The sequence below is a fragment of the Streptomyces sp. NPDC058671 genome, assembly GCF_042716475.1.
GTDB lineage: Bacteria > Actinomycetota > Actinomycetes > Streptomycetales > Streptomycetaceae > Streptomyces.
Map to the genome: position 1 here is coordinate 62,186 of NZ_JBHXSA010000020.1, position 18,485 is coordinate 80,670.

Consider the following 18,485-nt stretch of genomic DNA (forward strand, 5'->3'; position numbering starts at 1 on the left):
CGACCGCAGAACTCCGACAGGAGAAGAACACTCACGCACGTACAGGAGACACCATGACTGGACGGAAGAAACGACTCGCCACCCTGGTCGCGGTACTCGCGACGCTGCTCGGCGGCCTCGGTCTGGCCCTGCTCGGCCAGGGCAGCGCGCAGGCGCACGGCGTCACGATGACGCCGGGATCGCGCACCTACCTCTGCTGGCTGGACGCCAAGACCGGCACCGGCGCCCTGGACCCGACCAACCCGGCGTGCAGGGCGGCGCTGAACGAGAGCGGCGCGACCGCGCTGTACAACTGGTTCGCCGTGCTCGACTCCAACGCGGGCGGGCGCGGACCCGGTTACGTCCCGGACGGGAAGCTGTGCAGCGCCGGCGACCGGTCGCCGTACGACTTCACCGGATACAACGCCGCCCGCACCGACTGGCCCCGCACGCACCTGACCTCCGGAAAGACGATCAAGGTCAGGCACAGCAACTGGGCCGCGCACCCGGGCTCCTTCCGGGTGTACCTGTCCAAGCCGGGCTACTCCCCCGCCTCCGAACTGGGCTGGGACGACCTGGAGTTGATCCAGACCGTCACCGACCCGCCGCAGACCGGCTCGCCGGGCACGGACGGCGGCCACTACCACTGGGATCTGAACCTGCCCTCGGGCCGCTCGGGTGACGCGGTGATGTTCATCCAGTGGGTCCGCTCCGACAGCCAGGAGAACTTCTTCTCCTGCTCCGACATCGTCTTCGACGGCGGCAACGGCGAGGTGACCGGCATCCGCGGGTCGGGAGGAACCCCGACCCCGACCCCGACTCCGACTCCCACTCCGGATCCGACCCCGACGCCCACGCCGACCGACCCGCACACCGGGTGCATGGCCGTGTACCGCGTGACCAACGCCTGGACCGGCGGATTCCAGGGCTCCGTCGAGGTCATGAACCACGGCACGTCGGCGCGTGACGGCTGGGCGGTGAAGTGGACACCCGGCCCGGGCACCCGCGTCAGCAGCCTGTGGAACGGCGCCCTGACCACCGGATCCGACGGCACGCTCACGGTGCGGAACCTCGACTACAACCGGACCGTCCCGCCGAACGGCACCGTCACCTTCGGGTTCACCGCCACATCGACCGGTAACGATCTTCCGATCGGCTCGATCGTCTGCGTCAACCCCTAGCAGCTGACCTGGTACTGGGGCCGGGCCCAGGGTCCGTTGTCAGGGTTCCGGCGCCGGGCCGGGGCCGTTGTCCGGGTCCCGCACGGCAGAAGCCCCCCGGGGGTCCAGGGGGCTTCTGTCCTTCGCGGCGGAGGGGTCCGGGTCACGCCCGGAGCAGCCGTTCCGTCACTTCGCGGTAGGTCCGCAGGGTGAGCCGGAGCTGCTCGGTGTCGGGGTCCGGGCCGCCCTTGCGCCCCTTCCCCTGCCAGCCCGCCAGCAACTCGGCGCGGCGGTCCCGCAGCGAGGCGATGAGCTGGTGCTCCGCCTCGGCGAGAACCTCGGCCGCCTCGGCGACAGAGTCGTGGGGCGAGTCGACGAAACCCGCGAGCGCGTGGTGCAGCCGCTGTCCGAGCCGGTCGCGCTCAGCGTCACCGAGCAGATGCCCGACCTGGCCGTCGGCCACGACGGGTCCCTGTCCCGAGACGGAGGCGGAGTGGCCGCCGACCCCGCCGACCACACTGACGTCGTGCTCGCCACGGTCACCGCGACCCGGGCTGTGGCCTTCACCCGACCGGTCCGTCGTGATCTGACCACCCGGAGCAGGCGACCGGTCCGTCGCGTCCCGTCCTTGCGGTGCGACCGACTCGCCCGCCCTGTCCCTTCCGCTCGGCGCGACCGACTCGTCCGTCGTGCTCCGTCCGCGCGGCGCGGCGGGGGTCGCGACGGGAGCGTTCGTACGGCTCCCAGCGCTCCGGCCCGTGGCACCGGGGTCCTCGGACGGAACGGCGGACTGCGGCGCCTGCGACAGCATCACCGGAGGCGCGGGGGGCGGTCCGCCGGGGGACACGGCGGGCGCCGGGCGGCCGGGAGGCGGCACGGTCGCCGGTCCGCCGTGGGGCGGGGTGAGCGGGACAGGGGCCGGTCCGCCGTGGGGCGGAGTGGGCGGCGGTCCTGCGGGTCCGCCCGCCGCGGCCGGGGCGCCGGGGACGCCCCGGGTGCCCTGCTGCGCGGAGGTGTGCCGCGCCTCTCCCTCGGTCACGTCCGCTGCCGGCCGGGCCCGGTTCTCGTGTGCCATCACGCGCCACTTCCCTTCGGCTTGAGGAGATGCCCGCTGTTGTGCCCGGACGCCGGGCGGGTTCGGGCGGAACGGTTACCGGCCGGGCTCGCGGCCGAAGGCGTCAGGTCCTCGAAGAGGGCGCGTGCGTGTACCAGCGCCTCCCGCAGCTCCTCGGTGGAGGCGGTCGTGGAGCGCAGCGCACGGCGTATCGTGCGCAGACCCTCCACATGGTGCGGGTGGTGCACCGACAGGGCGGCGAGCTGATCCCCGCTCTGATCGGCTTCCGGGAAGCCCCGGGTCGCGGCGATCCGCGTGAGGAGCTCGTCGGCGTCGGCGACCGCCTGCCGCGGCGCGTCGACGAAGCGCTCCTGGAGCATGGTCCACTGGGCGACGTAGTGCTCGCGGACCGCCGGCTCCAGCGGCAGCAGGTGGATGTGGCCGTGCCGCTCGACCCGCTCCCGCAGGTCGTGGTGGGCGGCCTCGCTGTCGCCGCCGTGCCGTTCGAGGGTGCGGTCGTACTCGGGACCGAAGCGCCGCTTCAGGGCCCGCTCACCACTGCCCGTGCCCGCGCGGGCCCGGAACAGGAGACCGGCCACCAGTAGCGCGGCGACCAGCACCGCGACGATGAGAACTACGGTCAGGGTCGACATGGTTGCCTTCCTGGAGGGAACTTCCTGGCTGGCTGTTCGTCACTGCTTACTGGGCACCCGTCCATTCGCCTTGCCGCTTGTCGGGTCGTCAAACCGAACCGGGCAGGACTCGGCGGAGCGGCGGGCCGAGGGACGGGCGCCCGGCAGGGCAGCGGAGTCCGGGCAGTGGGCGGGTCGGCGCAGTCCACGGGCCTGTTCCGGGCCGTGCGTCCTCAGGAGGGGAGGTTCTGTTCCGCCCAGACCACCTTGCCGGTGACGGTGCGGCAGGAGCCCCACCGGCGGCACAGCATGTTGATGAGCTGGAGGCCCCGGCCGCCCTCGTCGCTGAGGTCCGCGTGCTGGATCTGGGGCAGGTCGGGGCCCGTGTCCGAGACCTCCACGACGAGGCGCTCGCCGCGCAGCAGCCGGAGCCGGCCGGGTCCGTTGCCGTACCGCAGGGCGTTGCCGACGAGTTCCGAGACGACGAGTTCGCACACGTCGGCGAGTTCCGTCAGCTCCCACACGGCGAGCTGGTCCGTGACGAGTCTCCGCGCGACGGACGCGGCGCGCCCCTCCTGCGGCAGTTGCCACTCCCGCAGATCGGCGGGCTCGTTCGCGGCGCCCGGGGTGCCCGGCGCGTTCGAGGCGTCCGAGGTCTTCGACCCGCTGTTCGCGCTGGTCGCCACGAGGAGTACGGCCTCGTCGAAACGGGCGTCGGCGGCAGGGGCGCAGGCGATCAGGCCGCCGCCTTCCAGAGCCTCGCGTGGCAGGTCGCGCGCCGCAGTCCGCAGACGGTCCAGCTGGTGGTCCAGGTCCGCGTGCCGGGACTTGACGAGGCCGTCCGTGAACATGACCAGGTTTCCGCCCGCCGGGACCTCGAGGCGGACCGGGTCGTACGGGATCACCCCCGCCCCGAGCGGCGCGCCGACGGGTAGGTCCGCGAACTCCGCGGAGCCCTGTCCGTCGAGGAGCAGCGGTGGCAGGTGCCCGGCGCTGGCCAGGGTGTACGTGGAGTCGGCCGGGTCGAACACGGCGCAGAGGAAGGTGGCGACCTGCTCGTCCTCCAGGTCACGTGTGGCGAGGTCGAGCCGGGCCAGGACACGCTCCGGAGCCATGTCCAGGGTCATCAGGGTGCGGGCCACCGTCCGCAGGCGGCCCATGGTGGCGGCGGCGGGCAGCCCGTGCCCCATGACGTCGCCCACCATGAGGGCCGTACGTCCGCCGGGCAGCGCCATGACGTCGTACCAGTCGCCGCCCACTCCGTGGTGGGCCGAGGAGGGCGCGTACTCGGCCTGCACACGCAGTCCGGGCGTCACCGGGGTCGCGCGCGGCAGCAGGGTGCGCTGGAGGGAGACGACGTGCTCGCGCTCGCGCCCGTAGAGCCGGGCGTTGTCGATGTAGACGGCGGCCTGCGAGGCCAGCTGTGCCGCCAGGGCGAGGTCGGTGGAGGAGAACGGCGGTGTCCCGGGACCGCGGACGAAGTCCGCGCTGCCGAGCAGGAGCCCGCGGGCGATCAGTGGCACCGCGAGGTAGCTGTGCACTCCGGCGGCCCGCATCTTCGCGGCGGCGCTCGCGGTGGGCGCGACCTTGATGAAGTCGTCGTCCCTCATCCGGCTCACCAGTACCGGTTTGCCCTGCCGCAGGCAGTAGCGGTGGAGCAGTGTCTCGTGCGCCTCCTCGGGGCGCGAGAAGGTCTCGCCCACCGGAGTGGGCTCCAGGGAGGACAGCTCGTCGATGGCGCACAGCGCGGTGGCGCGCATGAGCGGGACGCCCGTACCCGTCCAGCGTGAGCCCTCGTCTCCCCGCAGGACACTGTCCAGGATGTCGACGGCGGCGCCGTCGGCGAAGCCGGGCACGGTGAACTCGGCCAGTTCCTGGGCCGTACGCTCCAGGTCGAGGGTGGTGCCGATCCTGGAGCCGGCGGAGTTCAGCCAGGCGAGCCGACCGCGGGTGGTGACCCGGTCGAAGCGGGCCTCGTCGCCGATCGGTCCGAGCCGCCCCCGAGCACCGGCCGCGCGGCGCACCGCGGCACCGTTCCCGGCCGAGACGCGGCCGGCCCGGCGCCGTCTCCCCTTGCCGCCGTTCACTCTTCCGACCTCCCGACAGGAACTCGACCGATGGTGGTGCCCAGCATGCACCTCTTCTCGGCCGATTGGGCCGTTGCCGACGAGCCGGAAGGTCGGGAAATCGACCGGTGCGGCACACGGGACGCCCGGACCAAGGCCCTCGGCGTGGTGCGCAGCCACCGGAACGGGAACCTCCGGCCGTCGCCCAGGGGCACCCGAGACCCCGGCCCGGCGCCATATGAGGGTTGTTTCTCCTGGTCAAGCGACATGCGGCTCACCTACCACCAGGATACGGTCGACGCCGAAGCGCCGGCCTCTCCCAGGCGTGGGCCTCCGTCGCTCGACCCGCCGGAGAGCGATGTCGCTCCGGGCGGGTGTCAGGGGGTGGCGGAGCCGCTCGTCACGGGCGTCCAGGAGCCGGCCTTCACCGCGTACACCGTCAGCCGTCGGTTGACGGTATCGCCGTGCTTGTCGAAGGCGACGCGGCCGGTGACACCGTCGAAGGCCGCCGCGGCGACGGCCTGCGGCAGCTTCGCCCGGGCGTCGGCGGGGAGGGTGCCGCCATTGGCCGTCACGACGGCCTTCACGGCCTCGATGAGGCTCCAGGTCGCGTCGTAGGCGTAGGGGCCGTACCAGCCGGCCGGCTCCGGGTAGCCCGCCTCCTCGTACCGGGTGAGGAAGTCCTGCCCCGCCTTCGATTCCTCGGCGGGCAGGCCGATGTGGGTGGCGAGGTCGCCCTCGGCCTGCGGGTTCGCCGTGAGGTACTGCTGGTCGAAGATGCCGTCGCCGCCCATCAGGGGGACGTTCACCCCCGCCTCCTTGAGCTGCTGGGAGAGCGGCGCGGCGGTGTCGTGGTAGCCGCCGAAGTAGACGGCGTCGGCGCCCGAGGACCGCACCCTGGTGGCGAGTCCGGCGAAGGCGCGTTCGGCGGGATCGACCTGCTCGGTGCCGACGACGGTCCCCCCGAGGCCGGTGAACTCGGTCGTGAGACCGGACGCGAGAGCGGTGCCGTGGGCGCCGGCGTCGTCGATCACGTAGAGCTTGGTCTTCTTCGCCTCGTACAGGTATCGCGCGGCGAACGGCCCCTGGTCGACGTCCGTGCCGATCGTGCGGAAGTACGTGGGGTGGGGGCGTGATGTGGTACCCCCGGCCCAGTCGGGGCCCAGGGTCAGGACGGGATCGGTGTTGCCCGGTGACACGTTGACGAGACCCGCCCGCGCGAGCGGCGGCACCATGGTCCCGGCGACTACGGAGTTGAGCGGGCCGACGACCCCGAGCACCTTCTTGTCGGACACGAACCGGGCGGCGTTGGACGCGCCCCTGGCGGGGTCGGCGCCGTCGTCCAGGGCCGTGATCTCGAACGTCACGCCGGGGACGTGCCGGGACTCGTTGGCGGTCCTGGCCGCCAGGTCGGCGGAGTTCTTGACCCCGACGCCCATCGAGGACAGCCCGCCGCTCAGCGGGGCGTCCACCCCGATCACCACGGTGACGGAGGCGGCGCCCGCGCCGTTGCCGGCCGCCCCCTCGCGGGGCGCGTCATCGTCACGGGTGAGGGTCCAGGTCAGGACGGAGCCCGTGGTGAGCACGGCCAGGGCCGTGCCCAGGACCGCGGAGCGCCGGGTGAGGCCGGGCCGCCGGGCGGACGCCCGCTCGCCGGACTCCGAACGCTGCGAGCGCTGCGAATCGGCCGTCGCCCCCAGCGTGACCGGGTCCCCGGGCGGTGGTACGGGCACGGGCGGGGCGGTCGGCCGGTCCGGCACGGGGAGGCGGGGGGTGTGGGCGGCGAAGTCGGAGTCCCGGACGGTGGGGGTCGGCGGCGAGGGCACCGGTGAGGGCGCCTGCGGCGGCAGGGTGGGAGCGGAGGCGTGATCGGCGGCCGGGTCCGGTGCTGGACTCGGCGCCGGTGCCGGTGCGGGTGCGGGTGCGGGGGTCGCCCGCGGATCGGGCGTGGGGGTGGGGTGGGGCTCAGGCGCGGGGTGGGGCGCGGGCCCAGGGCCGGGCGCAGGCGCAGGGCCGGGCTCGGGCGCAGGGCCGGGCTCGGGCGCAGGGCCGGGCTCGGGCGCAGGGCCGGGCTCGGGCGTCGACTCATGCCCGGGGGAGGCCTCGGACCGGGGTGGGGAGGATCGCAGCACCGCCGCGAGCATCTCCGCCGCTGCCGTGGCACCCACGCGCTGCGCCGGGTCCTTGGTGAGGAGCGCGTCGAGGGCGGGCGTCAGCGGGCCGGCGTGGACCGGTGGCCGGTGCGGGCTGGTGAACACGGCCACGGCGAGGGCGTGGAGCCCGGTCGCGTCGAACGGCGGGTGCCCCTCGACGGCGTGGTACAGGGTGGCGCCGAGCGCCCACAGGTCGTTGGCCGGGGTCGGCCGCTTGCCCTCCAGTTGCTCCGGCGGCATGTACTGGGGGGTGCCGATGACGATCCCGCTGTGACTCAGCTTGGTCGTGGTGTCCGCGAGATGGGCGATGCCGAAGTCGGTGAGGACGACACGGTCCTTGGTCAGCAGGACGTTGTCCGGCTTGATGTCGCGGTGGACGATCCCCGCCCCGTGCGCCTCGGCCAGCGCGTCGAGCATGGCGGCGCCGATCTCGGCGACCCGCCGTACGGGGAGCCGGCCCTGTTCACGGATGGCAGTGGCCAGGGACTGGCCGCGGATCAACTCCATGACGATCACGGGGGCGCCGCGATGCTCCACCACGTCATGGACGGTGATGACCCCTGGGTGGCTGAGAGTGACCGCCGCGCGGGCCTCCCTGGTGAACCGTGTGAGCAGCGCGGCGCGGTCGGCGTCGTCGAGGCCCGGCGGGAAGAGGATCTCCTTGACGGCGACCTCGCGTCCGAAGAGCTGCTGGTCCAGGCCACGCCAGACCCGGCCCATACCGCCCTGGCCGATGCGCTCGACGAGCTGGTACCGGCCGGCGATGAGTTCGGGATTCTGCTCGGTCACGCGCACACTCTAGGTCCTGCTGCGCCGATCAGGTGACGGAAAGACGGCTTGATCACGCCCACGGTGACGGGAACGCGAAGCGTCCGATCCGACGTGAGGGGACGCGGCGTCGGCAGACGCGGCGCGAACCGGTCACACGTCGTGTCATGGCGGACGGTCCTCTCACCCCAGCGCCCCACCGTGATGGATGTACGTGTCAGCTGACGCGGCGGATACGGATGGGACCCTTGAAGTCCGTCGGTTCGACGGGACGGCCGCCCTGGGTGATCTCCACCTCGCCGGACGTGACCAGTCGCCGGGCCGCGCTGCGGGCCGGCTCCATGAGTGCCCGCCAACCGTCGTCGTCCCCCACGTACACGGCTCGCGCGGCGTCGGAGGGACAGATCGACGCGGTCGGACCCCGCTTCTCCAGCAGTTCGAGGATGGCCCGCTCCAACCGCCGCTCCGTCTGCCGTCCGGTTTCCGTCACTCCTCCAGTGTCGCACCGGCGGCGCGCCAAGCCGGTCACCCTCCGGGGCGCCGCCGAGGTCGTGCAGACCGTCGCACCCTGTGCGGCGTCGGCCCGCGCCCGTGGGGCGGCGGGCCGACGGAGGTCGTTCGCGGGTCAGCCGGTGGCGGCGAGTACGGCGTCGGCCATGGCCCGTTCACCCGCCGCGTTGGGGTGGAAGGGTGCCGCGGCGTTGGTGACGAGCGGCTCCATCCAGCGGGTTCCGGCGGGCTTGCAGATGTCGTGGCCGATGGACTTGGTGTAGGTGTCCACGTAGACGGCCCCGTGCGCGGCCGCCTGGGTGGCGATCATGGTGTTGAGGCGCTTGTGGGTGTCCCGCAGCCAGGGAGCGTCGCCCTTGGCGATGGTCGCGACCCAGGGACAGTTTGTGCCGTTGTCGGGAAGGATCGCCGGGTAGCCGGTGACCAGGATCCTGGCCTGCGGGGCCCGCTGACGAATGCCGTCGAGGGTGGCGGCGATCTTGGGAGCGGTGGCGTTGACGGTGGCGGCGAGCTGGTCGGTGCCGGTCCAGGTGTAGCTGGCCTTGCAGGGCGATCCGCCGAGGTTGAACGCCCCGAGCGTCACGCAGCGGACGATGATGTCGGCGAAGCCGACGTCGTTGCCGCCGATGGTGAGGGTGACGAGGTCCGTGTCGGCGCTCAGCGCGTCGAGCTGGGGCGGCGCGGACGCGTTCTGCGCGGAGGTCATGTGGACCGTGGTGGCACCCCCGCAGGTGACGTCCTTGTGAGCGGAGGGGGAGAGCGCGGCGTTCACCAGAGCGGGGTAGTTGCGGTCGGAGCGCATGCAGGTGGCATCGACCTGGTTCGGTACGCCGGCTCCCGACGCGAAGGAGTCGCCCAGGGCGACGTAACGGTCGGACGCGGTGCCGGTGGCAGCGGCGGGACCGGCGCCGAGACCGGCGGCGGTGGCCAGGGCCGCGGTGACAGCGGTGAGAGCGGCAGCGGTGCGGGCGCGACGGCTCGGTGGAACTGATCGCATGGCGGTTTGCCTCTCGTGACAGGGTGAGGGGGCGGGCGCCTGCCGGCCGCCGGGGAGGGCCGGTCGGCGCACCGGACCGACGGCAGAGCGGACCCGTTCGCCTGCTGCCGGAAGCGCGAGGGCTGCGCGCAGTGTTACCAGTCGGTTGTACTCGCTCGTAATATGTGGCCGACGTGACGAGTCGTCAAGGTGTCGCGCGTCAAATGGCGCCTCGCGTGCAGCGGAGAGCAAGGGGCCACGGCTGAAACGCCGTTGGGCCATGGGCCACCATCGCGCGAAGTCACCGCCTCGATCGGCGAACCGTACGCGGTCCGGGTGTCGTGCCGGTCCACGGATGCGGCCCGGGCATTCCCGCGGGACGTCCTTCCCGGTAGGGCGGGCGACGCCCGGTACCCCCTTCTCCCGAACCCCTTCTCAGGCACCCACGGGCGCCACGACGGGTGACTTCCCGGCCTGTGCGAGCACCGCGTTGAACTGCGCGCCGGCGAGCAGGGCGAGGTTGCTGAACCACAGCCACACGAGGAAGACGACGACCCCCGCCAGCGAACCGTAGAGGCGGCTGTACGTTCCGAACTGCGTGTAGAGAGTGAAGAGGGCCGAAGCACCGAGCCACAGGAACGCCGCGAGGGCGCCGCCCGGGAAGCCCCGGCGCGCACCGCGGGCCTGGGCGGGTCCGGTCCGGTACAGGATGAGGATCAGTGCCGTGACGACCACCAGGAGCACCGGCCACCGCAGGAAGGTCATGGCGTCCGTGCCCGAGTAACCGGCGGCCGTCGCGAGTCGGCGGGCCACGGGGCCGGTCGCGACGAGGCTCGCGGCGCCCGCCACGAGCAGCGCCAGCAGCACGCCGGCGGTGAGGACGAGGACGTGCACCGCGCGGAGGGGCGGCCGCGTGTCGGGCAGCCGGTGCATCGTGTGCAGGGCGCGGCGGAAGACCGCCAGGTAGCTGCAGGCCGACCACAGTGCGCTCAGGACGCCGCTGACGAGCAGGACCCACAGGGAGGACGGCTCCGAGGTGAGGCCGTCCAGAGCCTCGCGGAGCACTTGGGCCGACTGCGGAGGGGCGTAGGACGTGAGGTCGAGGATGAGGCGCTCACGGGTGCTGGCCCCGGCCAGTCCCACCAGGGAGACCGAGACGAGGAGGGCGGGCACGAGCGCCAGCACCGCGTAGTAGGTGAGAGCTGCCGCGTAGTCGGCGATGTTGTCGCCCCACAGGCGCACGGCGGTGCCGCGCAGGGAGGACCGCGCCCGTACCAGCAGGTCGGCGGCGCGGTTTCCCGGAGTGCTCCGGGGGGTGCGGAGAGTGTTCGATGTCACGCAGCCCTCCTGCCCGGTGCCACCGCTCTCATCCTCGTCCGTTGCGCAGGCCGTTCCGAGCCCTGCGGCACGCGCGTAACAGGCGATACATTTGGCGAACGGGAAAGCGTCGTCTGTACGCCCGGATTCTTGGACACAGCCGGGATGTGCGCTAAGTCATCGCGGAGGACAGGGGCAGACGGCGGCGATCTGTCCACCGCAGGGGAGGAACGTCATGAGTCTCACGCTGGCCGATGAGATCCGCAGCCGGCTGGGAGATCTGAGCCCGGCCGAACGCAAGGTCGCGCGGGTGTTGCTGGCCGGGTATCCGGCGGCGGTCTTCGAGACCGTGGCCACGATCGCGGAGCGTGCCTCGGTCTCCGCTCCCACGGTGCTGCGCTGCGCCTCCCGCCTGGGGTACAAGGGTTTCCCCGACCTGCAGGCCGCCCTGCGGTCCGAACTCGACGCGCGTACCGCCTCCCCCATCACCTTGTACGAGAGTTCCGGGTCGTCCCAGCGACGCGGCGTGCCGGAGCGTCCGGACGAGGCGGCCGACCCCCGGCTCGGAGAGCGCCTGGCGCTCCTGCAGCAGGCCGTGTCCCAGACCTTCAAGGAGGTCGCCCCGCAGGAGTTCAGCGACGCGGTGCGCCTCCTGAGCGATCCTCGGCGCCGGGTCCACGTGGCAGGGGGCAGGTTCACGCATCTGCTGGCCCAGTACCTGGGCCTGCATCTCACGCAGTTTCGCGACCAGGTGGACGTTCTGCCCGACAGGGATGTGGAACGGACTTCCTTCCTCACTCAGCTCACTCGTCGCGACGTCACCGTGCTCTTCGACTACCGGCGTTACGAGGCCGACAAGACGGTCATCGCCGAGTTGGCGCGCGAACGCGGCGGGAAGGTCATCGTGTTCACCGACCCGTGGCTCTCCCCGGCCGCGGCTCATGCCGACGTCGTCCTCATCACCCAGGTGACGTCGGATTCTCCGTACGACAGTCTCACGCCGGCGCTCGCTCTCATCGAGTCGTTGGTCGCCGCCGTGCTCGACCAGGTCGGATCCGAGGGGCACGAGAGGATGAAGCGGGCCGAGAGCGTGGCCCGCCGCACCGGCCTGCTCTGATCGGCGAGGCATCGCCCGGGTACGCCTTGCCGCCGGTGCCGGGCGGGTGAGGGCCCGTTGCGGGAGGTCACACGAGGCCCACGCGGCGGGCGGTCTCCTCGCTGTGTTTCATGTGCCGGTGGGCGTCGTCGCCGAGGGTGGCGACGACACAGGCGACCACGGTCTCGACGACGGCGAGGGTGGGGACGAGGCTGTCGTACGGAGAGGGCGTGTCGACGCGGCTGGGGAGCACGACCTCCGCGTGAGCGCTGGTCGGTGACAGCCACGCGTCGGTGAAGACGATCACCTTGCCGCCGCGTTCCTGAGCGAGTTGCGCCATGGCCTGTTTGTCGTTCTCGTAGCGCCGGTAGTCGAAGACGACCAGGACGTCCCGTCGGCCGAAGGCGTCGAGTACCGCTGTGCGCTCGACGTCCCGGTCGGGCAGGAAGCGAACGCCGTCTCGGAGCTGCATCAGGTGCAGCCCGAGGTACTGGGCCAGGACGTGGGTGAACCGGCCGCCGGTGAGGACGATGCGGCGCTTGCGGTCGGCCAGAAGCGAGATGGCGGTCTGGAGGTCGTGGGGCGCCAGCTCGGTGAGCGTCTGCGCCAGGGCGTCGCCGAAGAGTTTCGCGCTGTGGGCCAGCAGGCCACCCGGGGACTGCGGGAAGGCCGCTTCGTCCGCTGCTTCGTAGAGGTGGATCGGGGAGGCGTTGCGTACGTCGAGTTCGTCGCGCAGGGCGGCCTGGAAGTCCGGGTATCCGTTGTAGCCCAGGCGGCCCACGAAGCGCAGGACGGTGGGGGCGCTCACTCCCGCGCGTTCGGCGATAGTGGCGACGGTCTCGAAGCCCGCCGCGGGATAGGCGGCGAGCAGGACGCGGGCGACTTTGCGTTCCGCCGGGGTGAGCGTGCCGAGTCTGTGCCGGATGTCGTCGGCGAGGAGGCCGGTCGTCATGGGGGTCCCTCCGTGTGGGTGCAATCCTCGAGACCGGGTGGCGAGGCCGGGGCAGGGCCGGCACGTGGGGCCGGCCCTGCCGCGAGGGGGTCATCGTGGCGCGATGCCGATCTGCAGGTCGACGAGCGTCCGCGGGGTGGCGCCGTCGTCGGTCCAGGCGCTGAAGCCTCTGGCCTTGGTGAAGGTGACGGTGAAGCGGGGGTCGGTTTCGAAGGTGGTGGCGGTCGCGGTGTTCTGGGTCCGGGTCGATGCGAGGGCGCGCGCCGTGGTGCGGAATGAGTAGGGCGTGCCGTCGGGGTTGGACGCGGAGGAGAAGACGTCGTTGTTGACGGGGACCGGGGTCGTGCCGACGGGGCGCAGGCGCCGCTTGTCCGAGGCGGGGTAGGTCGTCCAGGTGTGCGGGACGTACCGGTCCGACTGGGTCAGGTAGGTGTAGCGGGCCTTGCGCATGCTCCAGCCGGCTGCTCCCGTGCGGGTGCGGGCGTCGCGCAGGTCCAGGACGGCGACGCCGTTGGGGCCGAGGACCGTCATCCGCTCGCGTCGGCCGCCGGGGTCGTCGACGACCAGGGCGGTGTTCTCCTCGAGCGTGTAGACGCGGTCGTGTCCGGTGTCGGCCGCCAGGCGGTACGCGCGGCCCTCCCGTCCGTACGCTCCGGTGTGGGTGTCGATGAGGCCGGAGGTCAGGAAACCGAAGCCGCCCCGCGGCATGTACCCGAGCCGGGTGGGGTCCTCGAAGTAGCCGGGCGCGCTGCCGTCCCGCAGGCCCTCGTAGGATTCGCCGCCGCTGACCATGTCGGCGCCGGAGACGATCTGGGCTCCGGCGGAGGAGCCGGAGATCACCGCTCCTCGCGCGAGCTTGGCGCGGATGGCGGCGAGGACCTTGGAGTCGGTGTGCGCGTCGCCGCGGAGGAGGGTGGTGAGGTAGCGGTACTGGTCTCCCCCGCCGAAGAAGAAGCCGGTCATGGACTCGACCTGGGCGACGACGGCGTCCGAGTCGGCGTCGGCCACGTGGTCGATGTCGAGCGGGATCCACTCGGCGTCGGCCGCGCCGTGTCTCTTGAAGAGGTCGGCGTAGTAGGCGCCGTTGCACGCGGAGTTGCTGCACCGCCCCGGGTCGCCCGCGTTCGGGTCCTGGCTCTCGGGAACGGAGGCCGCGGTGATGACTCCGATACGGGCCGAGGGGCCGCCGGCACGCCTGATGATCTCGCCGTAGACCGCTGTGTTGTTCTCCTTCAGCGCTCCGCCGATCAGGACGAGCGAACCTGCCTGCCGGTCGGGGCGTTCGGGTCCGGCCTGGGCGACGGGGGCCGAGGCGAGGAGAGTGAGGGCGACGCCGCACGTGAGAACGGTGCGGCGGGCGGGACCTGAGGATGCGCGCAAGAGTGCCTCCGTGGATCGGTTGACGGACGGACCGGACCCTCGCCCGCATGCCGGTGCCGGGGCGGGTTCTGCGTCGCGGGCAGGTCGTGCGTCGCGGGCAGGTCCTGCGCGGGGCAGGGGGCGGCGGGCTGGTGGGGCATGGGTTCCGTGGGGCGGGTGACGAGGCACGGGCGAGGCGATCGGGACGCCCTTCGGGTTCGCCCGGCCGGACGTGGTTCAGGGGTTTCGGGCGTCCCCGAGCGAGGCGACGAGCGCGGCGAGCACGGCGACGCGCTGGGGGACGCTGGAGATGTCGAGCCACTCCTGAGGGGTGTGGTCGGCGCCGCCGATGGGCCCCAGGCCGTCCAGGATCGGGACGCCTGTTCCGGCGATGAGGTTGGCGTCGCCGACTCCGCCCGTGGCGGTGGTTCCGAGTTCCACACCGGCGGCGTGTGCCACCTGCCGGGCCTTGTCGAACATGCGGCGCGAGGCGGGGGTGTCCTCCATCGGCGGGCAGAGATCGAGCTGCTCGACGAGGACGGTGGTGCCGGGTACCACGGGGTGGTCCGCGGCTTCCTGGATGGCCCGCTTCGCGCGCTGCACATCGGCCGTGGTCGCTGCCCGCACTTCGATGCGGAGTTCGGCTTCCGGGCAGACGATGTTGGCGCGGGTGCCGGCCCGGACCACGCCCACGTTGACGGTGACGTCGTCCCAGTGGCCGTTGAGGGCCTGGAGGGTGACGATCAGGTGCGCGGCGGCGAGGGCGGCGTTGGCGCCGCGCTCGGGTTCGATGCCGGCGTGGGCCGCCTTGCCGGTGACGGTGAGACGGAAGTCGGCGACGCCCTTGCGGGCGATGACGAGGTCGCCGTTCTCCCGGGCGCATTCGAGGCCCAGGCCGTAGTGCATGCCCTGGGCGGTGGCCTCGATGAGGTCGCGGCTGGCCGGAGAGCCGATCTCCTCGTCGGGGGTGGCGAGGAACACGAGCTCGTCGTAGGCGTCGGTGCCGTGCTCACCGAGGATCTCCAGGGCGGTGAGGCCCGCGAGCAGGCCTCCCTTGTCGTCGCTCACTCCCGGCCCGGAGGCGAGGGAACCGTTCACCCCGAAGGGGCGGGCGGCGGCGGTGCCGTCCTCGAAGACGGTGTCCATGTGCCCGGCGAGGATGATCCTGCGGCCGCCTTCGCGCTCCCGGAGCGCCCCTCGCTTGCGCCCGATCAGGGCGTCGCCGGCCCGGCGCCCGTCGGGTGCGGGCGGGAAGGCGACGCGTTCGACGTCGAAGCCGAGGCGGTGCAGCCGGCGCTCGACCCAGTCGGCGACCTTGTTGACGCCGGCGGCGTTGTAGGACCCGGAGTCGATGGAGACGAGTTCCTCGAGGTCGTGCAGGTACTGGGCCCGGTGGGCGCGGGCGGGGCCGAGGAGCTCCGGGGCCGACGTCCGCCGGCGGACCGGGGCGCTCACAGGACCTTGGACAGGAAGGCGCGGGTGCGGTCCTGTTCCGGGTCGACGAGTACCCGGCGGGGGTCGCCGGATTCGACGACGACTCCTTCGTCCATGAAGACGGCGGTGTCGCCGACCTCGCGGGCGAAGCCGATCTCGTGGGTGACGACGACCATGGTCATGCCGTCGGCGGCGAGCTGCCGCATGACGTCCAGGACGTCGCCGACGAGTTCGGGGTCCAGCGCGGAGGTCGGTTCGTCGAAGAGCATCAGCTTGGGCTTCATGGCGAGCGCGCGGGCGATGGCGACGCGCTGCTGCTGCCCGCCGGAGAGCTGAGCGGGGTAGTGGCGGGCCCTGTCGCCGAGGCCGACCTGTTCGAGCAGGCCGTGGGCCTCCTCCCGGGCCGTGTTCCTGGCGACGGCTCCGACCTTGACGGGGGCTTCCATGACGTTCTCGACGGCCGTCATGTGCGGGAACAGGTTGAACCGCTGGAAGACCATGCCGATGTCCCGTCGGCGTTCCGCGACTTCACGTTCGCGCAGCTCGTGGAGCTTGTTGCCGTGCTGACGGTAGCCGACGAGTTCGCCGTCGACGGTGAGCTTGCCGCCGTCGATCTTCTCCAGGTGGTTGATGCAGCGCAGGAAGGTGGACTTGCCGGAACCGGAGGGCCCCAGGAGGCAGCAGACCTGGCCGCGTTCCACGGTGAGGTCGATGCCCTTGAGCACCTCGAGCCTGCCGAAGTGCTTGCGCACGCCTTCGGCGCGCACCATGGGAGTGCTCATCGGCTCTCCTCCTCCCTGTTCTTGCCGTTCTTGCCGTTCCTGCCGCCCTCGCCGCTCTTGCCGTTCCGCCCCATGGCTCCGCCGAGCATGCGCCGGAGCGGGGAGGCGTAACCCGCCATGGTGGTGCCGCGGCCGTAGCGCCGCTCCAGCCAAGCCTGGGGAATGCCGAGCAGGGTCACGAGGGCGAGGTACCAGAGGCTGGCGACGACCAGCATGGGGATGACCTGGTAGTTCTGGGCGTAGACGTCCTGGATGTTGGACATCAGGTCATGGGCGGAGATGACCGAGACCAGAGCGGTCATCTTGAGCATGTTGATGGTCTCGTTGCCCATGGGAGGGATGATCACGCGCATGGCCTGGGGAAGGACGATCCTCCGCATGGTGAGCGCGGGACGCATGCCGAGCGAGTGCGCGGCTTCGGCCTGGCCGGGGTCGACGGACTGGATGCCGGCGCGCACGATCTCCGAGGCGTACGCGGCCTCGTTGAGGCCCAGGGCGAGCAGGGCCGCGATGGCGGGGGTCAGCAGCGCGTTCGTCTCGGCCTGGAGGAACGTGATGTCGGTGAACGGGACGCCGATCTTCACGTACTTGTAGAGGGCGGCCGCGTATCCCCAGAAGATGATCTGCACGAGCAGCGGGGTGCCGCGGAAGACCCAGACGAACGCGGTGGCCAGGCCGTACAGGACGGGGCTCGAGGACAGCCGCATGACGGCTATCAGGGTGCCCAGGCCCAGGCCCAGGAGCATGGAGGCGGCGGTCAGCCAGAGTGTGGTGGCCAGCCCGTCGAAGATGAGGTCCGCGAAGAGGTAGGTGCCGACGACGTCCCAGTGGAGGTTGTCGTTCCTGGCGAGGGAGCCGATCAGCCCGACGAGGGCCAGCAGCGAGGCGACCGCGGCGATCCAGCGTCCGTAGTCGCGGACGGGGACGACTTCGAGGTCCTGGACGTGCGGCTCGCCCTTGGGGGTGGTTTCGGCGGGTGCCTTGGTGTCGATCATCTCTAGTCCACCGCCGCGTTCTTGGTGGCCTTGGGGACGGCGATCGACGCGACGCCGTACTGGTTGTAGATCGCCGCGACGGTGCCGTCGTCGATGAGGGCCTGCAGCGCCTTGAGGATCGCGTCCGTCAGCTCGGGCAGCTCCTTGCTGACCGCGATGCCGTTGGGGGAGGCGTTGTAGCCGCCGGGCGCCGCCGGATCGTCGACCAGGTCGAAGGCCTTGCCGTCGTCGGCGGTCTTGGCGACCCAGCCGGCGGCGGGCTTGGTGAGGACCTGGGCGACGACCTTCCCCGAGCGGAGGGCGAGCTGGGCGTCGGAGTCCTTGGGGAAGGTCTGGATGTCGATCTTCCCCTTGCCCGCCTTGGTGCAGACCGCCTGGTGGGACTTGAGCAGGTCGAGCTGGTTGGTCGCGGCCTGCACCGCGACCTTCTGCCCGCAGAGGGTGTCCAGGGTGGTGATCGTGGAGGGGTTGCCCTCGGCGACGAGGATGCCGGAGCCGGACTGCGAGTAGTCGACGAAGTCCACGACCTTCTGGCGGTCCTTGTTGTCGGTGATGGCCGACATCGCGACGTCGAACTTACCTGCCTGGATGGCCGGGACGATGCCGTCGAACTTCTGCGGGGTGAAGGCGAAGGCCACGCCGAGCTTGCCGCCGAGCGCCTGGCCCAGGTCGTAGTCCAGACCGGTCAGCTCGCTCCCGCCCTCCTTCGCGAACATCTCGAAGGGCGGGTAGGGAACGTCGGTGGCCACCCTGACCTTGCCCGCCTTCCTGATCTCCTCGGGCAGTACGTCGTACAGGGCCTGGTCCTTCTTGACCTCCACACCGGCGACGGAGACCGTGCCCGCCGCTGCGGGCGCGGTCTCGGCACCCCCGCAGGCGGAGAGGGAGAGAAGCGCTGTGGCCGTCACGGCGGCGGCCGCTGCGCGGTGGGGAAGACGCGTGGTCATCGGGGTGATCCTCTCGAGGATTCTTCGCCGGCGGGTTCTGGCCGCCGGCCACAGCAGGGAAGTTACAGATCATTCAAGAACCTGGCTAGATGTATCTCACGTTACGTTCACGTAACGCGGCCCCTTGGGTTGTCAGTACGGCGTTATATCCCGTTCTGACCGGAGATTTCGGCGGCTCACTGCAACGGGAGAGGACTCTGCCGACGTACATCTTCCCGTTCTGACGATTGGCTTGTATGTTCCGCTACCAACCCGATGAGCCCGCATCGGACGACCGCGATCCCGGTGGCGTCCGTCCGCGGTGC

General features: G+C 71.8%; 15 protein-coding genes. 2 read left to right on the forward strand and 13 right to left on the reverse strand.

All coding sequences use genetic code 11. The features are described from left to right. Positions 1–53: 53 nt before the first annotated feature. Positions 54–1,160, forward strand: coding sequence for a lytic polysaccharide monooxygenase (locus tag ACFWV2_RS24055; RefSeq protein ID WP_384407509.1), 1,107 nt, complete (start codon positions 54–56; stop codon positions 1,158–1,160). Between the two features lie 142 nt (positions 1,161–1,302). Here ACFWV2_RS24055 and ACFWV2_RS24060 read toward each other — a convergent pair whose 3' ends face one another. The 7 genes from ACFWV2_RS24060 to ACFWV2_RS24090 form a co-directional block, all read right to left on the reverse strand. Continuing rightward, complete coding sequence (locus ACFWV2_RS24060) at positions 1,303–1,602, reverse strand: hypothetical protein (RefSeq protein WP_384407511.1); 300 nt, start codon at positions 1,600–1,602, stop codon at positions 1,303–1,305. Positions 1,603–2,213: 611 nt separating this feature from the next. Next, positions 2,214–2,846: a hypothetical protein gene (locus tag ACFWV2_RS24065; RefSeq protein WP_384407513.1), complete on the reverse strand. Its 633-nt coding sequence runs from the start codon at positions 2,844–2,846 to the stop codon at positions 2,214–2,216. Positions 2,847–3,058: 212 nt separating this feature from the next. Continuing rightward, positions 3,059–4,912, reverse strand: coding sequence for a SpoIIE family protein phosphatase (locus ACFWV2_RS24070; RefSeq protein ID WP_384407515.1), 1,854 nt, complete (start codon positions 4,910–4,912; stop codon positions 3,059–3,061). Positions 4,913–5,268: 356 nt separating this feature from the next. Next, on the reverse strand, positions 5,269–7,833 hold the full coding sequence (locus ACFWV2_RS24075; RefSeq protein ID WP_384407517.1) for a bifunctional serine/threonine-protein kinase/ABC transporter substrate-binding protein: 2,565 nt from the start codon (positions 7,831–7,833) through the stop codon (positions 5,269–5,271). A gap of 196 nt (positions 7,834–8,029) precedes the next feature. Beyond that, positions 8,030–8,302 (reverse strand): DUF3253 domain-containing protein, encoded by a 273-nt coding sequence (locus ACFWV2_RS24080; RefSeq protein ID WP_384407519.1) that lies wholly within the window; start codon positions 8,300–8,302, stop codon positions 8,030–8,032. 135 nt (positions 8,303–8,437) lie between these two features. Next, complete coding sequence (locus ACFWV2_RS24085) at positions 8,438–9,319, reverse strand: SGNH/GDSL hydrolase family protein (RefSeq protein WP_384407521.1); 882 nt, start codon at positions 9,317–9,319, stop codon at positions 8,438–8,440. Positions 9,320–9,733: 414 nt separating this feature from the next. Then, positions 9,734–10,636, reverse strand: a complete 903-nt coding sequence (locus ACFWV2_RS24090) for a YihY/virulence factor BrkB family protein (protein WP_384407523.1) — start codon at positions 10,634–10,636, stop codon at positions 9,734–9,736. Between the two features lie 214 nt (positions 10,637–10,850). On the opposite strand from ACFWV2_RS24090, the gene ACFWV2_RS24095 reads away from it, so the two are divergent. Then, positions 10,851–11,732, forward strand: a complete 882-nt coding sequence (locus tag ACFWV2_RS24095; RefSeq protein WP_384407525.1) for a MurR/RpiR family transcriptional regulator — start codon at positions 10,851–10,853, stop codon at positions 11,730–11,732. 67 nt (positions 11,733–11,799) lie between these two features. On the opposite strand, the gene ACFWV2_RS24100 is transcribed toward ACFWV2_RS24095, so the two are convergent. The 6 genes from ACFWV2_RS24100 to ACFWV2_RS24125 all read right to left on the reverse strand — a co-directional run bounded on the left by ACFWV2_RS24100 (position 11,800) and on the right by ACFWV2_RS24125 (position 18,180). Next, positions 11,800–12,663, reverse strand: coding sequence for a MurR/RpiR family transcriptional regulator (locus ACFWV2_RS24100; RefSeq protein ID WP_384407527.1), 864 nt, complete (start codon positions 12,661–12,663; stop codon positions 11,800–11,802). Between the two features lie 90 nt (positions 12,664–12,753). Further along, positions 12,754–14,043, reverse strand: coding sequence for a cyanophycinase (locus ACFWV2_RS24105; RefSeq protein ID WP_384407529.1), 1,290 nt, complete (start codon positions 14,041–14,043; stop codon positions 12,754–12,756). A gap of 216 nt (positions 14,044–14,259) precedes the next feature. Then, entirely contained in the window at positions 14,260–15,477 is a 1,218-nt protein-coding gene (locus tag ACFWV2_RS24110) for a M20 family metallopeptidase (protein ID WP_384407531.1), read from the reverse strand. Further along, entirely contained in the window at positions 15,474–16,238 is a 765-nt protein-coding gene (locus ACFWV2_RS24115) for an amino acid ABC transporter ATP-binding protein (RefSeq protein WP_384407533.1), read from the reverse strand. The genes ACFWV2_RS24110 and ACFWV2_RS24115 overlap by 4 nt, the downstream gene beginning before the upstream one ends. After that, complete coding sequence (locus ACFWV2_RS24120) at positions 16,235–17,233, reverse strand: amino acid ABC transporter permease (RefSeq protein WP_384407535.1); 999 nt, start codon at positions 17,231–17,233, stop codon at positions 16,235–16,237. The genes ACFWV2_RS24115 and ACFWV2_RS24120 overlap by 4 nt, the downstream gene beginning before the upstream one ends. Before the next feature lie 2 nt (positions 17,234–17,235). Then, positions 17,236–18,180, reverse strand: a complete 945-nt coding sequence (locus tag ACFWV2_RS24125; protein WP_384407537.1) for an ABC transporter substrate-binding protein — start codon at positions 18,178–18,180, stop codon at positions 17,236–17,238. Between the last annotated feature and the right edge of the window lie 305 nt (positions 18,181–18,485).

What these genes read in the sequence shown, in the direction of transcription:
- ACFWV2_RS24055 (WP_384407509.1), top strand. Translation starts at nt 54, where the DNA reads ATGACTGGACGGAAGAAACGACTCGCCACCCTGGTCGCGGTACTCGCG.
- ACFWV2_RS24065 (WP_384407513.1), bottom strand. Translation starts at nt 2,846, where the DNA reads ATGTCGACCCTGACCGTAGTTCTCATCGTCGCGGTGCTGGTCGCCGCG.
- ACFWV2_RS24085 (WP_384407521.1), bottom strand. Translation starts at nt 9,319, where the DNA reads ATGCGATCAGTTCCACCGAGCCGTCGCGCCCGCACCGCTGCCGCTCTC.
- ACFWV2_RS24095 (WP_384407525.1), top strand. Translation starts at nt 10,851, where the DNA reads ATGAGTCTCACGCTGGCCGATGAGATCCGCAGCCGGCTGGGAGATCTG.
- ACFWV2_RS24100 (WP_384407527.1), bottom strand. Translation starts at nt 12,663, where the DNA reads ATGACGACCGGCCTCCTCGCCGACGACATCCGGCACAGACTCGGCACG.
- ACFWV2_RS24115 (WP_384407533.1), bottom strand. Translation starts at nt 16,238, where the DNA reads ATGAGCACTCCCATGGTGCGCGCCGAAGGCGTGCGCAAGCACTTCGGC.
- ACFWV2_RS24120 (WP_384407535.1), bottom strand. Translation starts at nt 17,233, where the DNA reads ATGATCGACACCAAGGCACCCGCCGAAACCACCCCCAAGGGCGAGCCG.
- ACFWV2_RS24125 (WP_384407537.1), bottom strand. Translation starts at nt 18,180, where the DNA reads ATGACCACGCGTCTTCCCCACCGCGCAGCGGCCGCCGCCGTGACGGCC.